Annotated in this window: 19 protein-coding genes; 14 read left to right on the top strand and 5 right to left on the bottom strand. The window is 74.1% G+C overall.

The window, feature by feature from the left end:
• The first annotated feature begins 22 nt into the window (after window positions 1-22).
• On the top strand, window positions 23-1,393 hold the full coding sequence (locus AGRA3207_RS12535) for a family 2B encapsulin nanocompartment shell protein (protein ID WP_231334784.1): 1,371 nt from the start codon (window positions 23-25) through the stop codon (window positions 1,391-1,393).
• A 16-nt stretch (window positions 1,394-1,409) separates the two neighbouring features.
• Entirely contained in the window at window positions 1,410-2,435 is a 1,026-nt protein-coding gene (locus tag AGRA3207_RS12530) for a family 2 encapsulin nanocompartment cargo protein polyprenyl transferase (RefSeq protein ID WP_231334783.1), read from the top strand.
• Between the two features lie 563 nt (window positions 2,436-2,998).
• On the opposite strand, the gene AGRA3207_RS12525 is transcribed toward AGRA3207_RS12530, so the two are convergent.
• Window positions 2,999-3,325 (bottom strand): hypothetical protein, encoded by a 327-nt coding sequence (locus AGRA3207_RS12525; protein ID WP_231334782.1) that lies wholly within the window; start codon window positions 3,323-3,325, stop codon window positions 2,999-3,001.
• A gap of 214 nt (window positions 3,326-3,539) precedes the next feature.
• Here AGRA3207_RS12525 and AGRA3207_RS12520 point away from each other — a divergent pair, with 214 nt between their 5' ends.
• Complete coding sequence (locus tag AGRA3207_RS12520) at window positions 3,540-3,791, top strand: hypothetical protein (protein WP_231334781.1); 252 nt, start codon at window positions 3,540-3,542, stop codon at window positions 3,789-3,791.
• Window positions 3,792-4,067: 276 nt separating this feature from the next.
• On the opposite strand, the gene AGRA3207_RS12515 is transcribed toward AGRA3207_RS12520, so the two are convergent.
• Complete coding sequence (locus tag AGRA3207_RS12515) at window positions 4,068-5,798, bottom strand: glycoside hydrolase family 3 protein (protein WP_231334780.1); 1,731 nt, start codon at window positions 5,796-5,798, stop codon at window positions 4,068-4,070.
• A 92-nt stretch (window positions 5,799-5,890) separates the two neighbouring features.
• Window positions 5,891-7,081: an ABC transporter substrate-binding protein gene (locus AGRA3207_RS12510; protein ID WP_231334779.1), complete on the bottom strand. Its 1,191-nt coding sequence runs from the start codon at window positions 7,079-7,081 to the stop codon at window positions 5,891-5,893.
• Window positions 7,082-7,404: 323 nt separating this feature from the next.
• Between AGRA3207_RS12510 and AGRA3207_RS12505 the strand changes: the two genes are divergently transcribed.
• From AGRA3207_RS12505 to AGRA3207_RS12485, 5 genes are all read left to right on the top strand, one after another.
• Window positions 7,405-9,915 (top strand): sensor histidine kinase, encoded by a 2,511-nt coding sequence (locus tag AGRA3207_RS12505; protein WP_231334778.1) that lies wholly within the window; start codon window positions 7,405-7,407, stop codon window positions 9,913-9,915.
• 6 nt (window positions 9,916-9,921) lie between these two features.
• Window positions 9,922-10,299, top strand: coding sequence for a DUF742 domain-containing protein (locus tag AGRA3207_RS12500; RefSeq protein WP_231334777.1), 378 nt, complete (start codon window positions 9,922-9,924; stop codon window positions 10,297-10,299).
• A 109-nt stretch (window positions 10,300-10,408) separates the two neighbouring features.
• On the top strand, window positions 10,409-10,966 hold the full coding sequence (locus AGRA3207_RS12495; RefSeq protein ID WP_231336277.1) for a GTP-binding protein: 558 nt from the start codon (window positions 10,409-10,411) through the stop codon (window positions 10,964-10,966).
• Between the two features lie 43 nt (window positions 10,967-11,009).
• On the top strand, window positions 11,010-12,080 hold the full coding sequence (gene galT, locus AGRA3207_RS12490) for a galactose-1-phosphate uridylyltransferase (RefSeq protein WP_231334776.1): 1,071 nt from the start codon (window positions 11,010-11,012) through the stop codon (window positions 12,078-12,080).
• 159 nt (window positions 12,081-12,239) lie between these two features.
• Window positions 12,240-13,193 (top strand): WD40 repeat domain-containing protein, encoded by a 954-nt coding sequence (locus tag AGRA3207_RS12485; protein WP_231334775.1) that lies wholly within the window; start codon window positions 12,240-12,242, stop codon window positions 13,191-13,193.
• 76 nt (window positions 13,194-13,269) lie between these two features.
• Here the strand turns inward: AGRA3207_RS12485 and AGRA3207_RS12480 are convergent, their stop codons facing one another.
• Both AGRA3207_RS12480 and AGRA3207_RS12475 read right to left on the bottom strand, forming a co-directional pair.
• Window positions 13,270-13,413 (bottom strand): hypothetical protein, encoded by a 144-nt coding sequence (locus AGRA3207_RS12480; RefSeq protein ID WP_231334774.1) that lies wholly within the window; start codon window positions 13,411-13,413, stop codon window positions 13,270-13,272.
• A gap of 174 nt (window positions 13,414-13,587) precedes the next feature.
• On the bottom strand, window positions 13,588-15,741 hold the full coding sequence (locus tag AGRA3207_RS12475; RefSeq protein WP_231334773.1) for a terpene synthase family protein: 2,154 nt from the start codon (window positions 15,739-15,741) through the stop codon (window positions 13,588-13,590).
• 124 nt (window positions 15,742-15,865) lie between these two features.
• Here AGRA3207_RS12475 and AGRA3207_RS12470 point away from each other — a divergent pair, with 124 nt between their 5' ends.
• From AGRA3207_RS12470 to AGRA3207_RS12445, 6 genes are all read left to right on the top strand, one after another.
• On the top strand, window positions 15,866-16,240 hold the full coding sequence (locus AGRA3207_RS12470) for a phage holin family protein (RefSeq protein WP_231334772.1): 375 nt from the start codon (window positions 15,866-15,868) through the stop codon (window positions 16,238-16,240).
• Between the two features lie 196 nt (window positions 16,241-16,436).
• The gene (locus tag AGRA3207_RS12465; RefSeq protein WP_231334771.1) at window positions 16,437-16,994 is read left to right on the top strand and encodes a 2Fe-2S iron-sulfur cluster-binding protein; all 558 of its coding nucleotides are present in this window, start codon (window positions 16,437-16,439) and stop codon (window positions 16,992-16,994) included.
• Window positions 16,991-17,965, top strand: a complete 975-nt coding sequence (locus AGRA3207_RS12460; protein WP_231334770.1) for an FAD binding domain-containing protein — start codon at window positions 16,991-16,993, stop codon at window positions 17,963-17,965. Before AGRA3207_RS12465 ends, AGRA3207_RS12460 begins: the two co-directional genes overlap by 4 nt.
• A complete protein-coding gene (locus AGRA3207_RS12455) occupies window positions 17,962-20,019 on the top strand; it encodes a xanthine dehydrogenase family protein molybdopterin-binding subunit (RefSeq protein ID WP_231334769.1) in 2,058 nt (685 codons plus the stop codon). The genes AGRA3207_RS12460 and AGRA3207_RS12455 overlap by 4 nt, the downstream gene beginning before the upstream one ends.
• A 91-nt stretch (window positions 20,020-20,110) precedes the next feature.
• The gene (locus AGRA3207_RS12450) at window positions 20,111-22,060 is read left to right on the top strand and encodes an nSTAND1 domain-containing NTPase (RefSeq protein WP_231334768.1); all 1,950 of its coding nucleotides are present in this window, start codon (window positions 20,111-20,113) and stop codon (window positions 22,058-22,060) included.
• A 120-nt stretch (window positions 22,061-22,180) separates the two neighbouring features.
• Window positions 22,181-22,654, top strand: coding sequence for an STAS domain-containing protein (locus AGRA3207_RS12445; protein ID WP_231334767.1), 474 nt, complete (start codon window positions 22,181-22,183; stop codon window positions 22,652-22,654).
• Window positions 22,655-22,663: the final 9 nt, after the last annotated feature.

Here is a 22,663-nt window from a genome sequence, read left to right as displayed (position 1 = left end):
CGAACCACGGAGGCAGCCGCCCATGACCGAACAGCAGTTGAGCCTCAGCACCTCCGCGGCGCGCAACCTCGCGACGACGACCAAGTCCGTCCCGCAGATGCAGGGCATCACGCCGCGGTGGCTGCTGTCGGTGCTGCCCTGGGTGCACGTGGAGGCGGGCACCTACCGGGTCAACCGCAGGCTGACCTACCGGCTCGGCGACGGGCGGGTGCCGTTCGTCAACGACGGCGCCGACGTGCGGGTGGCCCCGCCCGGCCTGACGGAACTGCCCGCCCTGCGCGGCATCGACGACACCGAGATCCTGGACGCGCTCGCCGGGCGGTTCGTCCAGCGCGAGTACGACACCGGCGAGGCGATCGCGGAGGCGGGCCGTCCCGTCGACCACGTGTACCTGATCGCCCACGGCAAGGTGGCTCCGACCGCCGCCGGGCGGTATGACGCCGCCGTCGAATACGACGTCCTGGACGGCGGGCAGTTCTTCGGCGACCGGGCGCTGCTCGGCGCGGCCGGCGAGTGGGAGCACACGTACCGCGCCATCACCCCCTGCACGGTCCTGGCGCTGCCCCAGGAGGCGATCGACGAGCTGACCGGCCGTTTCGACTCCCTGCGCGGCCACCTGGAGCGGTACCGCGACGCGCCCGTCCCGCCGCGGACCCGGCATGGCGAGGCCGCGATCGAACTGGCGTCCGGGCACGACGGCGAACCCGTCCTGCCCGGCACGTTCGTCGACTATGAGCCGTCGCCCCGCGAATACGAGATGGCCGTCACCCAGACGCGGCTGCGCGTCCACACCCGCGTCGCCGACCTGTACAACAACCCGATGAACCAGCTGGAGCAGCAGCTCCGCCTCATCATCGAGGAGGTCAGGGAGCGGCAGGAGCACGAGCTGATCAACAACCGTGACTTCGGCCTGCTGCACAACTGCGACGTGCAGCAGCGCATCCAGACGCGCGGCGGCCCGCCCACCCCCGCCGACATGGACGGGCTGCTCGCCCGCCGCCGCAAGACGAGGCTCTTCCTGGCCCACCCCCGGACCATCGCCGCGTTCGGCCGCGAGTGCACCCGGCGCGGCGTGTACTTCTCCGGCGTCGAGCGGGACGGCCGCCGCCTTCCCGCCTGGCGCGGCGTGCCCATCTACCCGTGCGACAAGATCCCGATCAGCCCGCGGGGGACCAGCTCGATCCTCGCGCTGCGCACCGGCGCGGACGACCAGGGGGTCGTCGGCCTGCGCCAGACCGGCGTCCCCGACGAGGTCCAGCCCGGCCTGTCGGTGCGGTTCACCGGCATCGACGACCGGGCGATCTCGACCTATCAGGTCAGCGCCTACTACTCCGCCGCGGTGCTGGTGCCCAACGCCCTCGGCGTGATGGAGAACGTCGAGATCGCCCGCTGACGAGAAGGACGACGACATGTCCGTGGAGACCTCCGCCCGCTCCGGCCGGGACATCCTCGACTGGAGCCGCAGCCTGGTCGACCCCGCGCTCCGGCATGCCGTCGACGGCATGCCCGGCACGATGCGCGGCATCGCCGCGTTCCACTTCGGCTGGCGGGACGAGCGGGGCCGCCCCATCGCCGGGTCGGGCGGCAAGGCCGTCCGCCCCGCGCTGACGCTGCTGGCGGCCGAGGCCGTCGGCGGCACCGCGGACGCCGCCCTGCCCGCCGCCGTCGCGGTCGAGCTGGCGCACAACTTCTCCCTCCTGCACGACGACGTGATGGACGGCGACCTCACCCGCCGCCACCGCCCGACCGCCTGGACCGTCTTCGGCCGGAACGCCGCGATCCTCGCCGGGGACGCCCTGCTGGCCGGTGCCGTCGAGGCCCTCGCCGGCGGCTGCGCCCCCGCCGCGGGCGTCCGCGTGCTGAGCCGCGCCGTCCTCGACCTGGTCGAGGGCCAGTGCGCCGACGTCGCGTTCGAGAGCCGCTCCGACGTCACGCTCGACGAATGCCTGACCATGGCCGCCCGCAAGACCGGTGCGCTGCTCGGCGGCGCCTGCGCGCTCGGGGCCGTCCACGGCGGCGCCGACCCCGCCCGCACCGCCCGGTACCGGGCGTTCGGCGAACGGGTCGGCCTGGCGTTCCAGCTGGTGGACGACCTGCTCGGCATCTGGGGCGACCCCGAGGTGACGGGCAAACCCGTCCACAGCGACCTGCGCAACCGCAAGAAGTCCCTGCCGGTGGTCGCGGCCCTCGCCTCCGGCACCCCCGCGGGCGACGAACTGGCCGCGCTCTACCTGCGCGACGCCCCCCTCACCGGCGACGACCCCGACCGCGCCGCCGCGCTGATCGACGCGGCCGGCGGCCGGAGCTGGGCGTCCGCCCGCGCGGACATCCTCCTCACCGAGGCCCTCGCCGAACTGGACGCCGGCGAGCCCACCCCCACCGCCGCGGCCGAACTGAGAACCCTCGCCCACCTCATGACCCACCGCGACCACTGACCCCGCACGGCCCAGACGCGCCCCCGCCCTGACCTACCGACCCCGACGGCCCGGTGCCGACCTGCCTCCCGGCGGCCGGCCCGTGGCGGCCAACTTGTCTTCTGCCCCGGACAGGGCGAGGAGGGCACGCCACCCGCGTCGACCAATCCCGCGCAGCCTCCGGCGCCTTCACCCGCAAACGGGGGGCCGCCGAGAGACCGCACGTTCCGCCCACCCGCAACGCCCGGCGCGACGACCCGACGCCGAGCCGACGGATGTCTTGCCTGCGGTTCCCCGCGGTCGTGCGTGGCCGCCTGCTGCCTGGCCGTCGTGTCCGTCGCCGGGACGTCACGCCATCGTCAGGGCGTCGTGTTCGGCGTCAGGACGTGTCGCCCGGCGTCGGGTCGTCGCGGACGCAGCGCGGACGCAGCGCGGACGTCGTGGTCTGCGACGGGTCGTCGCGCCGGGTGTCGGGGCGGTGCGGATGTTGCGCGGCCGTCGTTCCCGGAGACGAAGTGGGCTGGAACGTCGACGGCCCCCGGGGGTGCGTCCTCCGCGCCGGTCCCGGGGGCCGTCGGGGGTTCCTACTTGAACGCCTCGCGGCAGGCGGCGATGGCGTGGTACTGGCCCACTCCGATGTGGATCAGCATGTCCCGGCACTGCGCCCCTCGGGCCGGGCCGTTGTTCGGGTTGGCCGCCCAGGTGCAGGCATGGGTGGACCTCGGTCCGACGGTGTAGCCCTGCGACCTCAGGTACGCCTGGCAGTGAGCGACGTTGGCGTGTGCCGGAGCCGCCGCGATCAGCGGTACCGCGGCGGCGGCCAGCACGACGCCGGTCACACGCATGGCGGCCTTGCGCGTTCGCCGTGTGGTCTGCTTGCCGGCCGTCGCGAGCGGGACACGAAGGTGCATGTGTTCCTCCGAACGTGGTGATCAGAGCGTGAGGGATACGGTCTGTAATCGCCTCCGTGCACAACCGTGAACCGCCCGGTGCCCCGGGCGCATGGGGCACACGCCCCATCGCCGCCTGAGGGCGAGGGCGGGGCATCGGCGCGATGTGATGGCGGACGGCCGCCTGAGGAGACCGGCCCGAGGTCGATCGTATGTTCGAGTAGAGTGTCGTGTCGTGCAGGCGAACCCGGCGGGGCCCACCCGCGAACACGTGCCTTTCCTGTGCCCGCGGGGGCACCGGCTGGAGCCCGGCCGGGTCATCGTCGGCTGGTCGCCGTGCACGTGCCCGCCGTGCTCCGGGCGCGGGCGGGGGCTGCGGGGGCACCGCACGTACCTGTGCCTGGACTGCCGGGACCAGCACGTGACGAGCAAGTGCTACCAGCCGCACCACGTTCCGGCCGAGGGCACCGCCTACCGGTGGCCGTGACTCAGTACGGCAGGATGCGGCCGGACGGCGTCCTGAGGTCGAGGTCCACGGGTCTCTCCCGGCGGACGGTGGGGCGTTTGCGGACTCTGATGCGGGTCTGGCGTTCCATGGCGTCCTCCTCAGTGTGGTGTACGGCACCATCACCCTGATTCGCCTAACGCCACCCTTGCGGATACCTCCGACAGCGCGCATCCCGCCATGGGCGTGCATGCGTCTCAGCCTTCCGGCGCGGGTCCGGGGGTCGGTGTACGCCCAGCGAGGTAGGGGACGGCGCGGTCAGTAGGACAGGCCGTGGCCGTAGGGGTAGAGGCCGGCGATGGTGACGGGGAGACGCCCGCCGGGTCGCCTGCCGAAGACGACCTCGGCGGCCGCCTTGTGCATGGTCAGGTCGACGCGCTGGATCCGGGCGGTCGTCCCGTAGGTGGCGATGTAGGCGGGGACGTCCGGGTAGGAGGCGATGTCGTAGGGGAGGCCGATGCCGATCGCGGCGACGGGTTTCCCGGTGGCCTGGAGGGCGCGGACGAGCTTCGCCTGACCGGCGGGCAGCGGGCCGGAGGAGTAGGTGGCGACGAGGATCCGGTCGGCGTCCCCGGCGCGGCGGACGGCGTCGGCGATCTCGGCGTCGGTGGGCGCGGTGGTGGCGGACTGCCAGGCGGTCACCGGGCCGTGGGACGCGGCGTCCACGGCCTTGGCGAACGGCTCGACCTGGGCGGCGCCCGCGACGAGTGTGCGTGCGCCGGAGGCGGGGTCGAAGGGGAGCGTGCCGCGCTCGTTCTTGACGAGGGTGGTCCCGGCGACGCCCATCGCGAGGGCGCGGCGCTGGAACGCGGCGTTCCCGGAGAGGCGCCCGGCGGCCCGGGGATCGACGTACCGGGCGCCCGCCACGTCGTATTCGCACTTCAGCGCAAGGACGCGGCGCACCGACTCGTCCACCCGCGCCTCGGTCAGCCTGCCGTCGCGCAGCGCGTCGAGCAGCGCGTCCACGGCGTCCACGTGCGTGGAGTACTCGCCGGTCGACATGATGACGTCGGCGCCCGCGTTCACCGCCATCACGGTCGCCTCGCGGGTGCCCCAGTTCTTGGCGATCGCGTCCATGTCCATGGCGTCGGTGACGATGAGCCCCGTGAAGCCCATCTCGTTGCGGAGGACGCCGGTCAGCACCTTCGGGGAGAGGGTGGCGGGCAGGTCCGGGTCGACGGCCTTCACGACGACGTGCGCGGTCATGATCGAGTCGACGCCGGCGGCGATGGCGGCGCGGAACGGGGGCAGGTGGACGCGGTCCAGCGTCGCGCGGTCGTAGTCGACGCTGGGCAGGCCGAGGTGGCTGTCGGTCTTGGTGTCGCCGTGGCCGGGGAAGTGCTTGGGCGTCGCGATGAGGCCGGCGCGGTGGTAGGCCCGCACCTGCGTCTCGACGAGGTCCCGGACGAGGTCCGTCCGCTCCCCGAACGACCGGACGCCGATGATCGGGTTGGCGGGGTTGGTGTTGACGTCGGCGACCGGCGCGTAGTTCCAGTGGAAGCCCATCGCGCGGGCCTCGGCCGCGGTGATGACCGCCGCCTCCCGCGCGTACCGGGGGTCGCGCGCGGCGCCGAGGCCCATGGCGTTGGGCAGGGGCGTGGTGCCCTCGCGGACGTTGTGGGTCGTCCCGAACTCGAAGTCGCCCGACATCAGCACCGGCAGCCCCAGCCGGGTGTCCCGCGCCCACCGCTGCACCTGGTTGGAGTAGCGGGCGGCGAGACCCGGGGTCCGCGGCTCGGACGTGATGACCGAGCCGATCTTCAGGTCCTGGAGGGAGCGGCGCGTCAGGTCGTCGGGCATGCCGTCCGGGCCGTCATGGGTCACGGCCATGACCATCTGGCCGACCTTCTCCTCGGCGGTCATCCCGGCGAGGCGGGCTTCGCACGGCCGCGGTCCCGCCTGCGTGTCCGCGCCGGCCGCGGGGGCCGCCGCGAGTCCGAGTGCCACGGTGGTGATGCCGGACACCACGATCCGCCGTCCGATCCTCATGCCGCCTCCAAAGCCGGTCGCCTTCTGGTCTAGACCAGTTGACGCGGGCTCCGAAAGCAAGGGGGAAACCTGCCAAGATCGGCGGGTTCGGATCAGCCTTTGATCTCCGTCCAGGCGCGGGCCCAGCGGGCGTACTCCACGCATGCGCCGCCTCGGTCGTCGCCGCAGTCCTTGACCGGCGTCCGCCAGAACGCCAGGCGCCCGTAGAACGCCGGGTCGCCCACGTGGTAGGTCGAGCAGAAGCCCTTGGGGGTGTGGGCGCACGCCTTCGGGTTGGCCGGGGCCTCGCCGAACCACTGGGCGACCTGGGCCTGGACGCGCGGCGTGGTGATCCAGCCCATCCACTTGTACATGCAGTGGGGATGCTTCGCCCGGGACGCGATCATCCAGGTGTCGGACCAGCCGGTGGCGCCCTCGGACGGGAGCGTGGTGGCGACCGGCGCCTTCTCCGCCAGCGCCATGTTCGCCGTCACCTGCCAGGCGGTCCCGGCGTAGTTGTCGGCGCTCTTGAACGACTGGAGCTCGTCGAGGTAGTTGGCCCAGTACTGGTTGACGTTGGGGCGCTGGCGCTTGAGCAGGTCGACCGCGGCGTCGAACTGCTCGTCGTCCAGGGCGTAGACGTCGCGGATCTTCAGGTCGGGCCGGTGGGCCTTCAGGTAGAGCGCGGCGTCGGCGATGTAGATGGGGGAGTCGTAGGCGACGACGTGCCCGGCGGCGGGGGAGTCCTTCTCCCAGACGACGTCCCATGAGGTGGGGCGCTGCTGGAGCTTGTCGGTGCGGTACATCAGCATGTTCGCGCCGTAGCCGTGCGGGACGCCGTACATCCGGCCGTCGACGGAGTTGTACGGCTGGTTCTTCAGGTAGGGGGCGATGTCCCCGTATCCACTGATCAGGCCGGTGTTGACGGGGGCGACGGTGCCGCCGTAGATGAGCCGCAGGCTGGCATCGCCGGAGGCGGACACGCCGTCGTAGCGGCCCGTCTTCATCAGCTCGACCATCGAGTCGGACGTGTCGGCGACCTTCGCCTGGACGCGGCAGCCGGTGGCCCGGGTGAACGGCGTGACCCAGTCGACCTGTTCGTCGGTCGACCCGTTCTCGGCGTAGCCCGCCCACACGACGAGATCGAGGCGGCCCTCTCCGGCGCCGACGTCCTGCTGCATCGGGACGTCCGGAACGACGACCGCCTTGTCCGTTTTGTCGTTACATCCGGCCACCGCGGCGGCCACGAGCGCGGAGGCGGCGAGGGCGAGCGCAGGGCGGGAGCGGGGCCCGGTCCAGGTCACACGCGGGTCCCTTCTTGGTTTGAAATTTTCCGCATTTTCGGACACTGATGATCTGCTCTGCTTTCGCGTACGGATGATCACGTAGGGGGATGGTAGGGGTATTTCGGGCATCCACGTATACATAATGTGATGATCTGGAAACTGTCGACACGTGGTGGCGCGCGGTCCTAGGCTCTCCTGCATCCCCCGCCCCCGTCCACCCGCCGAGTGAAGGTTTTCACGAAGTGCCAAATCGAGGCCGCCCCATGGACTCAGACCCCGGCCGCAGGAGAGCGGGCCCGAAAGCCAAACGATTCAGATCCATCAGATTCAAGGTCGTCCTGATGGTCACCGTCTCGGTGATCTCACTGGGTGTGCTGTGGGCTTTCGCGGCGAGCATCGCGCTCGGCGAAGGGCTCAACCTCCGGCACGTCGAGACCGTCCAGGACCACTACGGCTACCCGTCCGGCGCCCTTGGCAGCGCCTTGCAGAACGAGCGCCGATTGTCGCTGGTGTACCTCGGCGGCCACGCCGAGGGCGACCGCGCCGCGATGGAGTCGGGGCGGCTCGTCACCGACCGGCAGGCCGCGCTGTTCCGCTCCCTCGTCCGCGACCCCGGCGCCCGGGACGCGGCGCCCCCGCCGACCCGCCGGTTCGCCGACAAGATCCTCGGTGCGCTGGACGCGCTGGCGGGCGGCCGCCGCTCCATCGACTCCGGCGCGACCGGCAGGGCCCGCGCGTTCGCCGACTACAGCGCGCTGCTCGCCGACGTCGGCTCCCTGCAGGGCTCGCTCGCCACCCTCGACCACTCCGAGGTCGCCAAGGACGCCCGCAACCAGGCATCGCTGACCCGCGCCCGCGAGACGCTCGCGCAGGAGGACGCGCTGCTCGCCGGGGCCCTCGCCGCCGGCCGGATGACCCCCGCCGAGCACGCCCAGTTCGTCAAGCTCGTCGGGACGCAGCGCTCGCTGTACGAGTTCGTGGCGGCGGAGCTGCGCCCCTCCGACCTGGCCTACTACGGGCGTATCGCCGAAATGCCCGAGTACGGGCGGCTCCGCTCGCTGGAGGACCGGTTCGTCGGGTCCGCTCGCCTGGTCAAGGCCGGTGGCGCGCCCGGCACCCTGTGGAAGACCACCGCCGACTCCAACCTCACCCGGCTGCGCGGCCTGGAGCTCGCGGTGTCCGCCGGCGCCGAGCGGCGCGCCGAGCCGATCGCGGACGGCATCATCCTGCGGGTGGTGCTCGCGGGCGTGCTCGGCCTGGTCGCCGTGGCGGCGTCCCTCGTCATCGCGGTCTGGGTCGCCCGCTCGGTCATCCGGGACCTGGCCCGGCTGCGCCGCGAGGCGATCGACCTGGCCGACGCGCGGCTGCCCGGGGTGGTCCGCCGGCTGCGCCGCGGCGAGGAGGTCGACGTGGCCGCCGAGGCGCCGCCGCTGGCGTTCGGCGCCCGCGAGATCGACCAGGTCGGCGAGGCGTTCAACGCCGCCCGCCGCACCGCGATCCAGAGCGCGGTCGAGGAGGCGGCGCTGCGCCGCAGCGTCAGCGACGTGTTCGTCAACCTCGCGCGGCGCAGCCAGACGCTGCTGCACCGCCAGCTCAAGCTGCTGGACGCGATGGAGCGCCGCATCGAGGCCCCCGACGACCTGGAGGACCTGTTCCGCGTCGACCACCTCGCCACCCGCATGCGCCGGCACGCCGAGGGCCTGATCATCCTGTCCGGGCAGCCGCCCGGCCGGGGCTGGCGCAGCCCGGTCGCGATCGTGGACGTGGCGCGGGCCGCCGCGTCCGAGGTCGAGGACTACACTCGCGTCAACGTGACGCCGATGGGCCGCGCCGCGGTCGTCGGCCCGGCCGTCGCCGACGTCATCCACCTGCTCGCCGAGCTGATCGAGAACGCCACCGCGTTCTCGCCGCCGCACACCACCGTGCAGGTGCAGGGGCAGGCCGTCTCGCACGGCTTCACGCTGGAGGTCGAGGACCGCGGCCTCAGCATGGACGAGGCGGGCCTCGCCGCCGCCAACGAGCGGCTCGCCACCGCCGCCGAGTTCGACCTGTCCGACAGCGCGCAGCTCGGGCTGTTCGTCGTCGGGCGGCTCGCGCGCAGGCACGGGATCAGGGTCACGCTGCGGACCTCGCCGTACGGCGGGATGACCGCGATCGTGCTGCTGCCGGCGGCCCTCGTCGTCCGCGCCGAGGGCGAGGAGCCGCCCGCCGACGCGCGCGTGCTCACCACCCGCCGCGCCGAGGAGGCGCTCGTCCCCGCCGGCGCGATCGCCGCCGACCGGGGGCACGCCGTGCCGTCCGAGGGCGGGCAGGGCGGCTCGGTGCTGCGGCTCCCCGCCGGACGGCACGCCGCCGCCGGCCCCGTGGGGTCCCCGCCGGCCGGGCCTCGGCGGGACGGCGGCTGGTCCGACGGGCCGCCGCCGGACGGCGCGTCCGCGGCGACGGGCCCGCGGCCGGTGTTCCAGGAACCCCTGCACGGGCCGCCTCCGGCGCACCGGGACGTGCCCTCGGCCTGGGGCGGGCCGCCGGCCTGGGGCGGGCCGCCGGGGCCCGGTCCTGTCAACGGGACGGAGCAGGGCCCGCCGTCCACGCCGCAGCGGCTCCCGCGATCACCTCGCGAGGTGAGGCGGCGGCCCCCCGGCGCCGCCGCGGCCGACCGGCCGGCGCTCCCGAAGCGCGTCAAGCAGGAGAACCTCGCCTCGCAGCTGCGGGAGGAGCCAGCCGCCCCCGCGGCCCCGGCCGCCCCGCCGCGCGCGGACCGCTCGCCCGAGGAAGTGCGGGCCATGATGTCGTCGATCCAGCAGGGCACCCGGCGCGGACGCGCCGAGTCCCTCGACACCGAGGACTCGTGACGGGCGATGAACGGTCCTGGCAGCGAATGGATCGATGAGGACGCCGGGCCGATCGTGCGGTCGTACGCGCTCACGCGCGGGCGCGCCCGGCCGTCCACCGGCGAGCCCTTCGACATGATCACGATCATCGCGACCTCGGCGCGGCCCCGCTCGGGGCCGCCGGGCATCGGCCCCGAGCATCTGGAGATCCTGGAGATGTGCCTCCAGCCGCAGCCCGTCGCCGAGATCGCGGCCCGGATGGGGCTGCCGCTGGTCGTCGTCCGCGTCCTGCTCGGCGACCTGCTGCACCATCGGCTCATCGCCGTGACCCGTCCCCAGCCGGAGAGCACGCTCTCCACGGAACACCTGCTCAGGGAAGTGCTCCATGGACTCCAGGCCCTCTGACCCCGGCGCGGCCGCCGCGGGCCCCGCCCCGGCCGCGGATCCCGCCGTGGCCGGAGACCCGGCCACGGACCCGGGCGCCGTCGCGGACCCGGCCGCCGTGCCGGTCGCGATGAAGATCCTCATCGCCGGCGGGTTCGGGGTCGGCAAGACGACGCTCGTCGGCGCCGTCAGCGAGATCCGCCCCCTCCAGACCGAGGAGCTGCTCACCGACCGGGGCACCGGCGTCGACGACATCGAGGGCGTCGAGCGGAAGACGACCACCACGGTCGCGATGGACTTCGGCCGCATCACGATCCGTGACGGGCTCGTCCTCTACCTGTTCGGCACGCCCGGGCAGGACCGCTTCTGGTTCATGTGGGACGAGCTGTCCGTCGGCGCGCTCGGCGCCGTCGTCCTCGCCGACACCCGCCGCCTCGCCGACAGCTTCCCCGCCGTCGACTACTTCGAGAACCGGCGGCTGCCGTTCGTCGTCGGCGTGAACCGCTTCGACGACGGCTATGACTACACCGGCGACGAGATCCGGGAGGCGCTCGACCTCGGCGAGGGCATCCCGGTGGTCGTGTGCGACGTGCGGGAGCGCGCGTCCGGGAAGGAGCTGCTCACCACCCTCATGCGGCACGTCCTCTCCGCCCGCCGCGCGCGGAGCCGCGACGTCCCGGCCGTCTAGGCTGGGCGGGACCGACGGCGGCGGAGGTGATGTGCTCTCCAAGGTGACGCGCACGCGCGCGCGGCTGTCGGACGGCCGCGAGATCGTCTACTACGACGAGCGGCCGGGCCGGATGCCGGTGCCCGACCCGCGCGGCCTCCCGCCCGTCGAGCCGCTGTGCGAGACGCGGCGCGACCCGCTGACCGGCGACCACGTGACGATCACCGCGCACCGCAACGCCCGGACGTTCCTGCCGCCCGCCGGGGAGTGCCCGCTGTGCCCCGGCGGCCCCGCCTCGGAGATCCCCGACGCCCGCTACGACGTCGCGGTGTTCGAGAACCGCTTCCCGGCCTTCGACGCCCGCACCCCCGGGGTCCCGCCGGCCGTGGACGGCGCGGCGGTGTTCGAGCGGGCCCGCGGCGCGGGACGCTGCGAGGTGGTGTGCTTCACCGACGACCACTCCGCGATCCTGCCGCGGCTGCCGGTGTCCCGGTTCCGCACCCTCGTGGAGGCGTGGGCGGACCGCACCGCCGACCTGTCCGCGCTGCCCGGCGTCGCGCAGGTGTTCGTCTTCGAGAACCGCGGCGTCGAGATCGGCGTCACCCTGCACCACCCGCACGGGCAGATCTACGGCTACCCGTTCGTCACCCCGCGCACCGGGCGGATGCTGGAGCAGGCGGCCCGGCACCGCGCGTCCACCGGCGGCGAGCTGTTCGGCGACGTCCTCGCGGCGGAGCGGGCGGGCGCCCGGGTCGTCCTGCCGGGCGAGCACTGGACGGCCTTCGTCCCCGCCGCCGCGCGCTGGCCCGTCGAGGTGCATCTGATGCCGCACCGGCACGTCCCCGACCTGGTCGCCCTCACCGACGCGGAGCGCGAGGAGGTGGCCGCGCTGTACAAGGAGCTCTTGCGCCGCTGCGACGCCCTCTACGACACGCCGCTCCCGTACGTCGCGGCCTGGCACCAGGCCCCGATCGGCGAGGGCCGGGGCCTCGTCCGCCTGCACCTGGAGCTGTTCTCCGTCCGCCGCGCCGCCGACAGGATCAAGTACCTGGCGGGCTCGGAGTCGGGCATGGCCGCCTGGATCAACGACGTCCCGCCGGAGCGGCAGGCGGCGCGGCTGCGTGACGTGGGCTGACCGAGGCCGGGCCGCGTGCGCCCCCTCCCGCGTGCGGGTGTCGTCGAAACCTAGGCGAACGGAGTGACACCCCGCCGCCTGCACGGCGTCCGCCGCGGCCCGGCGGCTTTTCCGGCACAAGCCAGAACGATCGCGAACCGGTGCCCTAACCTCCCACGCATGCTCCAAAGCGTGCCGGCCGGCCCGTCGGCGCCCGGAATGTTCGACGGTGTCGCCGTGACGGCGGCCGGGACACCCCGCGCCTTCACCTCCCAGGCCGGGACGGGGGCGAACCTCGGCCAGGCGTGGGACCTCGCGTCCGGCGCGCCCGCCGGCCCACCCGTCCCGGACTTCCCCGACGACCGCGCCGACTGGGCGTTCGGCCTCCCGGACGGGGCGCCCGTCGTCGCGTGGACGCGCCGCGACCGCATCCACGTCCACGACCTGCGCACCGGGGGCGAGGTCACCCTCGAACCGGACCGTTCCGCCCCTCCCGACCTGGTGGGGCTGTCCGCCCATCGCGGGCGGGGCGCCGTCGTCGCCGTCTTCGGCCCGGCGCACGACGCCGAGGTCGTCGTGTGGGACGCCGCCACCGGGGACCGACTGGCCGAGTTCGGCGTGTGGCTCGGGCACTCGTCGGCCATCGGCCGCCGCCTGCTGCCGGTGGCGGGCCCCCTGGTCGCCCTCATCCGCGACACCGGACGCGCGGACGGCGCCGACGGCGCGGCCGGCTGTTCCGTCGGCGTCCTGGACGTCGAGCGCGGGGAGGAGGTGGCCTGCCCGCCGTCGCTCGGCTCAGGCCGCGCGGCGTTCGCGGAGTGCCCGGGCGGGCCCGTCCTCGTCCAGCCCGGCTCGACGGGCCTGGTCGCCCGCCACCTCGACGGCACGCGGTTCGCCGTGCTGCCCGCCCCGCTCGCCTGCGACCAGGTCGCCGCCGCGTCGGCGTCCGGCCGCCTTCTCGCCGCCGCCGGCGTCTCCGGCGGCACCGTCCTGGTCTGGGACGCCGCGGACCCGGGCCGTCCCCGGCGCATCCGGATCCCCGCCCCCGTCAACGACCTGGCCCTGTCCCCGGACGGCACGCTCGCCGCCGCCACCGACGACGGCCTGTACACGGTCCGGCCCGGCGACTGGTGACGCTCCCGAAGTGGCCTCGTCCACGCAAAACGCCGGGGCCCGTCCGGAATACGGACGGGCCCCGGCGAAGCCGCGGTCAACGAGCGGCGAGTTCGTCCTCGGCCGCCGAGGACTCCGCGTCGGCGGGCCGTCCCGCGTGGTCGGCGTCGGAGTCGGCCTGCCGCCGCGACGGCCAGGCGTCGAGCTTCGTGCGACGAGGGTTCGCCAGAGGGTTGTCCATTGCTGCTGCTGTCCTCCCGTAATCCAGACGGCGGTTCCGGATCGCGCGGCATCCGGCCCGCCCGAAAAGGAGATCTTCCCCGATGACCCACCCGGTTTAGCAACTTGGTCTAGACCTGGGCTCTTCGACCAGTGATAACGCGGGCATCCATCGTTCCATTCCGGGTCGCGCGGCCTACCGCCCGGAGAAGAGGCGGAGCGCGGAAGTGCCCAGGCCGGTGGGCTTCAGGCGGTGCGACAGCGCCGTCGGGGACCGGCGTTCGTCGTAGCGGCGGGTCTCGTGGTGCCACTTGTGGACGCCGGCCATCCAGTCGCGGAGCTCGCCGGCGTAGGCGGCCAGCGCGGCGCGGACCGCGCCGTCGAGGCCGAGCTCGTCGGCCAGGGCGGGGAGCTCGTGCGCGACGAGGTCCTCGAACTGGCGGCGGCGGGCCGTCATCAGGTCGTTGACGATGGGCAGGGCCTCGTCGCGGCCGCAGCCGAGGAAGTGCTCCACCGCGAGGACGCCGTTGCTGAGCTCTCCTTCGTACTCCAGTTCCTTCTGATAGGAGAAGACGTCGTTGAGCAGGCAGCCGTAGTCCATGACGGACGCCTCGATCTCGCGCAGGATCCGGGTGCGGAAGACGTGCTCGGGCACCGCGGCGGCGCGTTCGATGCGCGCGAGGGACAGGGTGAGCTCGGAGCCGAAGGTCCGGCGGCGCATCTCCAGATAGTCGACCGGGTCGGGCACGCGGGACTGGAGGTGGTTGCCCAGCTCCCACAGCCAGCTCTCGACCATGTGCTCGACGGCCTGCCGGAACTCGCGGCGTCCCCGCCGGTCCATGGGGGACGCGGTGCGGTGCCACAGGTCGGCGAGGCCCGCCTCGAAGGGGTTCTCCGGGACGGGGGTGGCGCCGCAGTCCAGTGGCATGAAGGCGGGGACGCGGGCGTGGAACCGCTTGGCGCCCGGGATGTCGCGGTCGCGGTGGAAGACGGCGGGGAAGTAGTCGTCGCCCCAGGTGCCCCAGGCCAGCCACTGGGTGCCGAGGTCGAGCGCCTCCGCGCCGGCGTCGGGGACGAGCGAGGCGGCGCAGACGGCGAAGTCGAATCCCGCGAGCAGCTCGGGCGTCCAAAGGGGGGCCGGGTGGCGCGGCTGCGGCCCGTACATGCCCATCTCGCGGCACCAGGCGTCGACGTTCCGGCGGGCCCGGCCGAGGTGCGCGTTCACGCGGGCGGTGTAGGGCATGTCGAACGCGGGCAGCGGTGTCGGGCCCACCCGCCGGAAGGGGACGTGCGGGCGGCTGAACCTGGCGGACCGGAGCAGGCCGGGGATGCGGCCCGCGGACATGCCGCGGGGGACCGCCTTGTTCATGTAGCGGCTGGAGCGCAGATGCCATTCGTGGCCGCCGGACTGCCAGTCCTGGAGGCCCTTGACGTAGGCGGAGACGTCCGCGCGCTCGGCCGCGTCCAGCCCGTGCTCCTCGTACAGCGCGGGCAGCTCGGCGAGCGCGGTGTTCTCGAACTGGCGCAGGCGCGAGGTCAGCAGGTCGTTGACGGTGTCGGCGGCGGCCTGCGGCGTGAGGCCGAGGAACTGCTCGACGACGAGGACGCTGTTGTTGATCTCGCCCTCGGACTCGGTCTCGCGCTGGTAGGAGAAGATGTCGTTGCGCAGGTGCACGCCGTCGGAGAACGTGTCCTTCAGGACGCGCAGCGGGCGCGTCCCCACCAGGCGCCCGGGGACCTCGGCCCCGGCGGCGTGCTCGACGAGGTCCGCCGACCAGGGCGCGCCGCCGACCTTGCGCCGCATCTCGACGTACTCGACCGGGTTCGGGACGCGGCCGCCGGTGATGTTGGCCAGCTCCCACAGCGACTCGCGGAGCAGGTTGCCGGTGCTCTCGGCGAACCGGCGCCGCCACGCGGCGGAGCGGGAGGGGACGGTGCGGGCCCACAGGTCGGCCAGCCCGCGCTCGACGGCGTTGGCGGGGTCCGGCGGCGCGTCCGCCATGAACAGGGGGAGCCGGTCGAGGTACATCCTCGCGCCCGTCTGGTCCTGGGTCCGCTTGAAGACCTCCAGGAAGTGGTCGTCGAAGTAGAACACCCACACGTACCAGTCGGTGATGAGGTCGAGTTCGGCGGCGTCGCAGTCGGGGTGGGTGTAGGCGCACAGGAGGGCATAGTCCATGGCGGCGAGCGCGGGCCCGTCCCAGATCTCGGGGGTGCCCGGATCGCGCGTGTCGTCGAGCATGCCCATCGCGCGGGCCCACGCCGTGCTGTGCGCCCGTGCCCCCTCCAGGTGCGGGTTCAGCCGGGCCGGATACGGAACGTAGAAATCGGGCAGCTCGAACGGTTGCATCGGAGCGGTCCGGCCTTTCGTCGCGAGGGGCGTCTGCTTCCGCAACGTACAGCAAGAGCAAAGTGACCAAGGGTGACAACGTCCTGGCCCGAATCCTTTGCCTCATGGTGGGTAAAGCGTGGTCATGACGGAGTCACGCGAGGCGGCCAGGGTCGAGGACGACCCGGTGTCGCAGAACCTCGCGCTCGTCCGGCACGTGGTCGAGGCGGCGCAGGAGGAGATGCTGGCCAAGGCCAGGCAGCGCATTCCCGCGGTGCGGCTGGGAGCGCTGGCGGGGGCACTCGGGCTGTGCGCCACGGCCGCGACATACCGGATGAACGTGCAGTTGCTGGAGCGGAAGCTTCCGCCCGAGCTGGCGTCCTTCGTCACGGCGCTGGCGTACGGCGGCGGGGCGGGCGCGGCGGCGCTCGCGGCGTCCCGCAAGTGGCGCGGGCTGCCCGCGCCGCTGCCGACCGAGACGGTGCGCAAGGTCACCGAGATCCTCACCGACGACGACTGAACGCCCGCGGGCTGACCGCTACCGGTCGTCGCGCCAAAAGGGGACGGCAGGGCCAACCACCAACACAGGCGTACACTCCGGACATAGCGGCCGGACCCTCGGCCGCGCGGGTCATCGCCCCCTGCCCGGGGCCCGCGTCCGGCCCCCGCCCCGTGGGGGCCGGGTGCCGTCCGTGATCCGGGGTAGGGATCGCCTCATGGACTCCGAAGCCACCCCGGTGCACGCCGACATCACCCTCACCGTGAACGGGCGGGAGCACCGGCTCAACGTCGACACCCGCGCGTCCCTCCTGGACGTGCTGCGCGAGGACCTCGGGCTGACCGGCTCGAAGAAGGGCTGTGACCACGGGCAGTGCGGCGCGTGCACGCTCCTGCTGGACGGGAGGCGCGCGAACGGCTGCCTCGCGCTGGCGGTCGCCCATGACGGCGCCGAGATCGTCACCGTGGAAGGGCTCGCGCGGGGCGGGCGGCTCAGCCCCGTCCAGGAGGCGTTCGTCGAGCACGACGGTTTCCAGTGCGGCTACTGCACGCCCGGCCAGCTCTGCTCCGCGACGGCCGTCCTCGACGAGGCGGAACGCGGCTGGCCCAGCGCGGTGACCCGGGACCTCGGCTCCGACCCCGACCTGGACGACGAGGAGATCCGGGAGCGGATGAGCGGCAACCTGTGCCGGTGCGGCGCGTACGTGGGCATCGTCGCCGCGGTCAAGGACGCGGCGGCGCGCGGCAAGGCGGCCAAGGAGGCGGCGGAAGCATGAGGCCCTTCGCGTACGAGCGCGCCACGAGTGTGGAGGACGCCCTGGCCCGGCACGGTGACGGGGCCCTCTACCTCGGCGGCGGGACCAACCTGGTGGACCTGATGCGGCTGGGCGTGGAGGAACCGTCCCGGCTCGTGGACGTCACGCACCTGCCCTACGACCAGATCCAGCTGAAGCCGGACGGCGGCCTCGTCATCGGCGCGACGGTGAGCAACAGCGACCTCGCCGCGGACCGGACGGTGCGCGAGGGGCATCCCGTCCTGGCGCAGGCCGTCCTCGCGGGCGCGTCCGGCCAGATCCGCAATCTCGCGACGGTCGGCGGCAACCTTCTGCAACGCACCCGCTGCTCCTACTTCCAGGACGCCTCGAAGCCGTGCAACAAGAGGGACCCCGGCAGCGGATGCCCGGCCAGGGAGGGCGAGCACCACAACCTCGCGATCCTGGGCCATTCGGAGGCGTGCGTGGCGACGCACCCGTCCGACATGGCGGTGGCCTTGGCCGCGCTGGACGCGGAGGTCCAGGTCCAAGGGCGCGCAGGAGAGCGGAGCATCCCGTTCGAGGACTTCCACCGGCTCCCGGGCGGCGAGCCGCAGCGGGACACCACCCTCGCGCCGGGCGAGCTGGTCACGGCCGTGGAGGTGCCGCCGCTGGAGATGCCGTCCCGCTACCGCAAGGTCAGGGAACGCGCGTCGTTCGCGTTCGCCCTCGTCTCGATCGCCGCCGCGCTGCGCGTGGAGGACGGCCGGGTGGAGGACGTCCGCATCGCTTTGGGCGGCGTGGCGCACAAGCCGTGGCGGGCCAGACGCGCCGAGGACGCGCTGCGCGGGGCGCCGGCGACGGAGGAGTCGTTCCTGCGCGCCGCGGAGGCCGAACTGGACACGGCCGAGCCGCTGCGCGACAACGCCTACAAGGTGCCGCTGGCGCGCAACCTGATCGTCCGGACGCTGATCGAGCTGGGGGAGGGCACATGACGGACCGGCTGGAGAGCCGCGAGAAGGTCACCGGGGAAGCGCGCTACGCGGCCGAGTACCCCGTCGAGGGCGTCGCCTACGCGGCGGCCGTCCAGGCGGGCGTCGGCCGCGGCGAGGTCGTCTCCGTCGGCACGGACGAGGCGTCCCGGCTCCCCGGCGTGCTGGCCGTGCTGTCGTGCGAGAACGCGCCCCGGCTGAACGGCGTGGACGACGGGGAACTCGCCCTCTTCCAGTCCCGGAAGGTCTCCTACCGCGGCCAGTTCGTCGCGGCGGTCGTCGCCGAGACGCTGGAGACGGCGAGGGAGGCGGCCAGGCTCGTCCGCGTCGACTACAGGTCCGAGCCCCCGGACGTGCGGCTCGGCGCCGACCGTCCCGACCTGTACGAACCCGGCTCGGTCAACCCCGGCTTCCCCGCCGACACCGGCAAGGGCGATCCCGATGGCGCGTTCGCGAGGTCGGCCGTCCGCGTGGACGCCACCTACACGACCCCCGCCGAGCACAACAACCCGATGGAGCCGCACGCCACGATCGCCCTGTGGGACGAGGACGGAACCCTCACCCTCTACGACTCTAACCAGGGCTCGTCGATCGTCCAGACCACGCTCGCCAAGGTTTTCGGCCTGGACAAGGACCGGGTGCGCGTCGTGGCGCCGCACGTGGGAGGCGGATTCGGCGCCAAGGGGACGCCCAGGCCGAACGCCGTCCTCGCGGCGATGGCCGCGCGCGCCGCCGGGCGTCCCGTGAAGTTCGCCGTGCCCCGGCAGCAGATGTTCGCCACCACCGGCTACCGGACACCGACCATCCAGCGGGTCCGGCTCGGCGCCGACGCCGACGGCCGGCTCAACGCGATCCTCCACGACGCGATCGGGCAGACGTCCGTCGTCCGGGAGTTCGCCGAGCAGACCGCGACGCCCACCCGCGTGATGTACCGGGCCGAGCACCGCCGGACGTCGCACCGGCTGGTGCGCCTGAACGTCCCCACGCCGTCCTGGATGCGGGCGCCCGGCGAGACGCCCGGCATGTTCGCGCTCGAATCGGCGATGGACGAGCTGGCCGTCGCGGCCGGGATCGACCCGGTGGAGCTGCGCGTCCGCAACGACACCGACCGGGACCCCGAGAGCGGCGTGCCGTTCAGCTCCCGCAACCTCGTCGCGTGCCTGCGCGAGGGCGCCGGCCGGTTCGGCTGGGCGGCGCGCGACCCGGAGCCCGGCGTGCGCAGGCAGGGCCGCAGGCTCCTCGGGACGGGCGTCGCCGCGGCCACCTATCCCGCCTACATGCAGCCCAACCGGGCGACCGCCCGCGCCGAGCCCGACGGCACGTTCACCGTCCGGATCGCCGCGGCCGACATCGGCACCGGCGCCCGCACCGCGCTCACGCTGATCGCGGCGGAGGCGCTCAAGGCGGACCTCGACCGGGTCCGGGTGGAGATCGGCGACAGCGCGTTCCCGCGGGCGTCCGTCGCGGGCGGCTCCGCCGGGACGTCCAGCTGGGGGACGGCCGTGGTCCGCGCCTGCGAGGCGCTGCTCGGCAGGATGAACGGCACCGTCCCGCCCGGGGGCCTGGAGGCGTCGGCCGACACCGGCGACGAGGTCAAGGGGCGGGAGGAGTACGCGCGGCACGCGTTCGGCGCGCAGTTCGCCGACGTCGAGGTGGACGTCGACACCGGCGAGGTCCGCGTCCGCCGGATGCTCGGCGTGTTCGCGGCCGGGCGGATCATCAACCCGAAGACGGCCCGGTCCCAGTTCATCGGCGGCATGACGATGGGCCTCGGCATGGCGCTGCTGGAGGAGAGCGTCATGGACGCCGAGTTCGGCGACTACCTCACCCGCGACCTCGCCCAGTACCACGTCCCGGCCTGCGCGGACGTGCGCGACATCGACGCGGTCTGGGTGGAGGAGTCCGACCCGCACCTGAACCCCATGGGCACCAAGGGCATCGGGGAGATCGGCATCGTCGGGGCCGCCGCGGCGGTCGCGAACGCCGTCCACCACGCCACCGGCGTCCGTGTCCGCGACCTGCCCATCACCCCGTCCCGGCTTCTCCCCGAGCTCTGAGGAACGACCGGCGAAAGGGGCGGCGAGTCGGTTATCATCCACTCTCCGGAACGTCGAGCGCACCCCCGCCGCCGGTGACCGAGGACCGTCGTTGACCACACAGATAGAGGCGCGACCCCCGTTCATGGGAGCGCGCCCCTTCGCCGCGTGCGACGAGCGGCGGTTCTTCGGGCGGACGGGCGAGACCGGCGCGCTGGCCGGGCTCTGGGAGGACCACCGGCTGACGATCCTGCACGGCCCGCCCGGCGTCGGGAAGACGTCGCTGCTGAGCGCCGGCGTCATCCCGAGGCTGAGGGCGGGCAACGCGCGGGTGCTTCCGGTGGGCCGCGCGGCCTACCGGCCGACGCTCCCCATGGGCTACCAGCCCGACCCGAACCCCTACGTGCTGACGCTGCTGCGCGGCTGGGACCCCGCCGAGGCCGTCCGCCGCCGTCCCGGCCTCTCGCTCGCCGAGTTCCTGCACGACTACACCGCCCGCGGCCGGGACGGCGGCCGCGCGCCCACGTTCGCCGTCATCGACCAGGCCGAGCTGGTGCTGCGCGTGTCCCGGGCGCACGAGGACCGCAGGCGCCGCTTCCTGCGGCAGCTCCGCGACGCGCTCGTGTCCCGCCCGGACGCGCGCATCCTCCTCGCCGTCCGCACCGAGGACATGGGCGAGGTGGCCCGGCTCTGCGCGGGGCTGGGCGACGTGCCGGTCGCCGAGTTCCCGCTGGACCCGCTCGGACCGGGGGCACTCACCGAGGTCGTCCGGCGCACGCTCGGCGTCACGGGCCGGGAGCCCGCCGCGGACGAGCCGCGGCGGCTCGTCGACGAACTGCGCGCCGGGCCGGGGCGGGGCGGCGGCGCGGGGCCGTCCGCGGACCTCACGCTCCTCCAGGTCGCGGGCACCCGCCTGTGGGGCGGTGAGTCCGCCGAGGACACGCCCCCGGAGCGGCTGCGAGCCGAAGTGGACCGGGCCATCGGAGACTACTGCGCGGGCGTGCTGTCGGAGACGGCGGCCGTCCACGACGTCCCGCGCGGCCAGGTGGCCGCGTGGATGCGCGACCTCGCCCGCTCCGGCGTGACCATGCCGTCCGGGCGGGCCGGGGCGGTGATGCGCACGCTGGAGGACCGGCACCTCGTCCGGCCCCGTCCCGCGGGCGGCGCGACCGTCTACGAGCTGCAGCATCCCCGGCTCGCGGGGCCGCTGCTCGGCCTCGGCCGCTGGCCCGATCCCGACCTCGGCGTGCCCGGCCACCTGCGCGCCGCCGCGGTGGCCTTCGCCGACGGCGACCTCGACCTGGCCGCCGACCACGCCCGGCGGGCCGCGGGGGCCTGCGACCCGGACGGCACGCGGCAGGCCGCCGAGGTCGAGACGTTCCTCGCGGACATCGCCTACGAGCGGGCGGCGGCGCATCCGTGCCCGCACGCCGCGCTGGCCGAGGCGGAGCACCGCTACCGCACCGCCGCCGCCATGCGCGAGGCGCTCGGCGACGGCACGGCCGCCGGTCGCCTGTACGCCGCGGCCGGGCGCGGCCGGCTCCGGCGCGACGGGAAGGGCACGGCGCTGGAGGAGTTCCAGGTCGCGAGCGTGCGCCTGCCCCACGACCCGACGATCCGGATCGGGCTCGCGGAGGCGCTGTGGCAGGCGGGCCAGCCGCGGTACGCGATCGACCGGCTGAACGAGGTCATCGACCGCGACGGCGCGATCCCGGAGGCGCTGCGGCTGCGCGGGGAGATCCGCGCCGACCAGGGCCTCGCCGAGTCGGCGCTGCGGGACTTCGCCCGGATGGGCGACCGGACGCCTTCCCCGTCCACCGCGGCCGCGCTCGCGCTCGCGCTGGCCACGCTGTCGCGGACCGAGGCGGCGATGCGCGAGCTGGACGGCGCCGACGTGGACGGCACCGACGACGGGCCGGTGCTGCTGCGCGCCGCCCGCGTGCGGCAGCTGAGCGGCGACGCCGAGGGCGCGGTCCGGCTCGCCGACCGGGCCGTCTCCGCCCGGCATCCGTCGCTGCCGCCCCACCAGGTCCCCGCGGCCGAACGGCTGCGCCGCCCCTGACCGTCAGCGGACGACGTGGTCAGGTCCGTCCGTCATGGCTGAACAAGCTGGGCTTGGAACGCTCCCTATTGTTGCCGGACGTCGGTTTTCCGCGCGCGGGCCTCCAGAAGGTGGGCACAGATGAGAACCTGGCCTGGACGGAGCGCCGCCAGGGCGCCACGGCCGGAGGGCGAGGAGCGGATGACGGTCTGGCGGATCACCGGCGGTGAGGGCGGCCCGGTGCCGCGACCGGCTCCCCGGTACGACCGGCTCGAACTCGACACCGCGCTCCTGCGCATCGCGTCCGCGAGCGGGTCCTCGTGGCTCCGGCTCACCGGCGACGTCGACGTCTCCAACGCCCCCGCCCTCTCCCGCGCGCTGCGGGCGGCGGAGGCCCGCGCCCCCGGCGACGTCCACCTCGACCTGGCCGGCGTCGATTTCATCGACGTGGCCGGGCTGCGCGCGATCACCAAGGCCGCCCGCGACCTGGACGAACGCGAGTGCATGCTCGTCCTGCACTCGGTCTCCCCGCACCTGGACAAGCTGGTGCGGCTCATCGGCTGGGACGCCACCCCGGGCCTGCTCACCCACTGCAGGGCCCGCCAGTCCCCGTGACGGCGGCGC

Origin of the sequence: Actinomadura graeca, assembly GCF_019175365.1 — a bacterium.
Lineage (GTDB): Bacteria > Actinomycetota > Actinomycetes > Streptosporangiales > Streptosporangiaceae > Spirillospora > Spirillospora graeca.
Note: the sequence above shows the minus strand (reverse complement) of the source record. Positions and strands in the feature narration are given on the sequence as shown.

Bases quoted from the DNA above. Each gene is read 5' to 3' on its own strand.
- AGRA3207_RS12525 (WP_231334782.1), bottom strand. From the start codon at position 3,325: ATGCACCTTCGTGTCCCGCTCGCGACGGCCGGCAAGCAGACCACACGG.
- AGRA3207_RS12495 (WP_231336277.1), top strand. From the start codon at position 10,409: ATGAAGATCCTCATCGCCGGCGGGTTCGGGGTCGGCAAGACGACGCTC.
- AGRA3207_RS12515 (WP_231334780.1), bottom strand. From the start codon at position 5,798: ATGAGGATCGGACGGCGGATCGTGGTGTCCGGCATCACCACCGTGGCA.
- AGRA3207_RS12475 (WP_231334773.1), bottom strand. From the start codon at position 15,741: ATGCAACCGTTCGAGCTGCCCGATTTCTACGTTCCGTATCCGGCCCGG.
- AGRA3207_RS12455 (WP_231334769.1), top strand. From the start codon at position 17,962: ATGACGGACCGGCTGGAGAGCCGCGAGAAGGTCACCGGGGAAGCGCGC.
- AGRA3207_RS12535 (WP_231334784.1), top strand. From the start codon at position 23: ATGACCGAACAGCAGTTGAGCCTCAGCACCTCCGCGGCGCGCAACCTC.
- AGRA3207_RS12460 (WP_231334770.1), top strand. From the start codon at position 16,991: ATGAGGCCCTTCGCGTACGAGCGCGCCACGAGTGTGGAGGACGCCCTG.
- AGRA3207_RS12470 (WP_231334772.1), top strand. From the start codon at position 15,866: ATGACGGAGTCACGCGAGGCGGCCAGGGTCGAGGACGACCCGGTGTCG.
- AGRA3207_RS12500 (WP_231334777.1), top strand. From the start codon at position 9,922: ATGAACGGTCCTGGCAGCGAATGGATCGATGAGGACGCCGGGCCGATC.
- AGRA3207_RS12465 (WP_231334771.1), top strand. From the start codon at position 16,437: ATGGACTCCGAAGCCACCCCGGTGCACGCCGACATCACCCTCACCGTG.
- AGRA3207_RS12480 (WP_231334774.1), bottom strand. From the start codon at position 13,413: ATGGACAACCCTCTGGCGAACCCTCGTCGCACGAAGCTCGACGCCTGG.
- AGRA3207_RS12485 (WP_231334775.1), top strand. From the start codon at position 12,240: ATGCTCCAAAGCGTGCCGGCCGGCCCGTCGGCGCCCGGAATGTTCGAC.
- AGRA3207_RS12445 (WP_231334767.1), top strand. From the start codon at position 22,181: ATGAGAACCTGGCCTGGACGGAGCGCCGCCAGGGCGCCACGGCCGGAG.
- AGRA3207_RS12530 (WP_231334783.1), top strand. From the start codon at position 1,410: ATGTCCGTGGAGACCTCCGCCCGCTCCGGCCGGGACATCCTCGACTGG.
- AGRA3207_RS12505 (WP_231334778.1), top strand. From the start codon at position 7,405: ATGGTCACCGTCTCGGTGATCTCACTGGGTGTGCTGTGGGCTTTCGCG.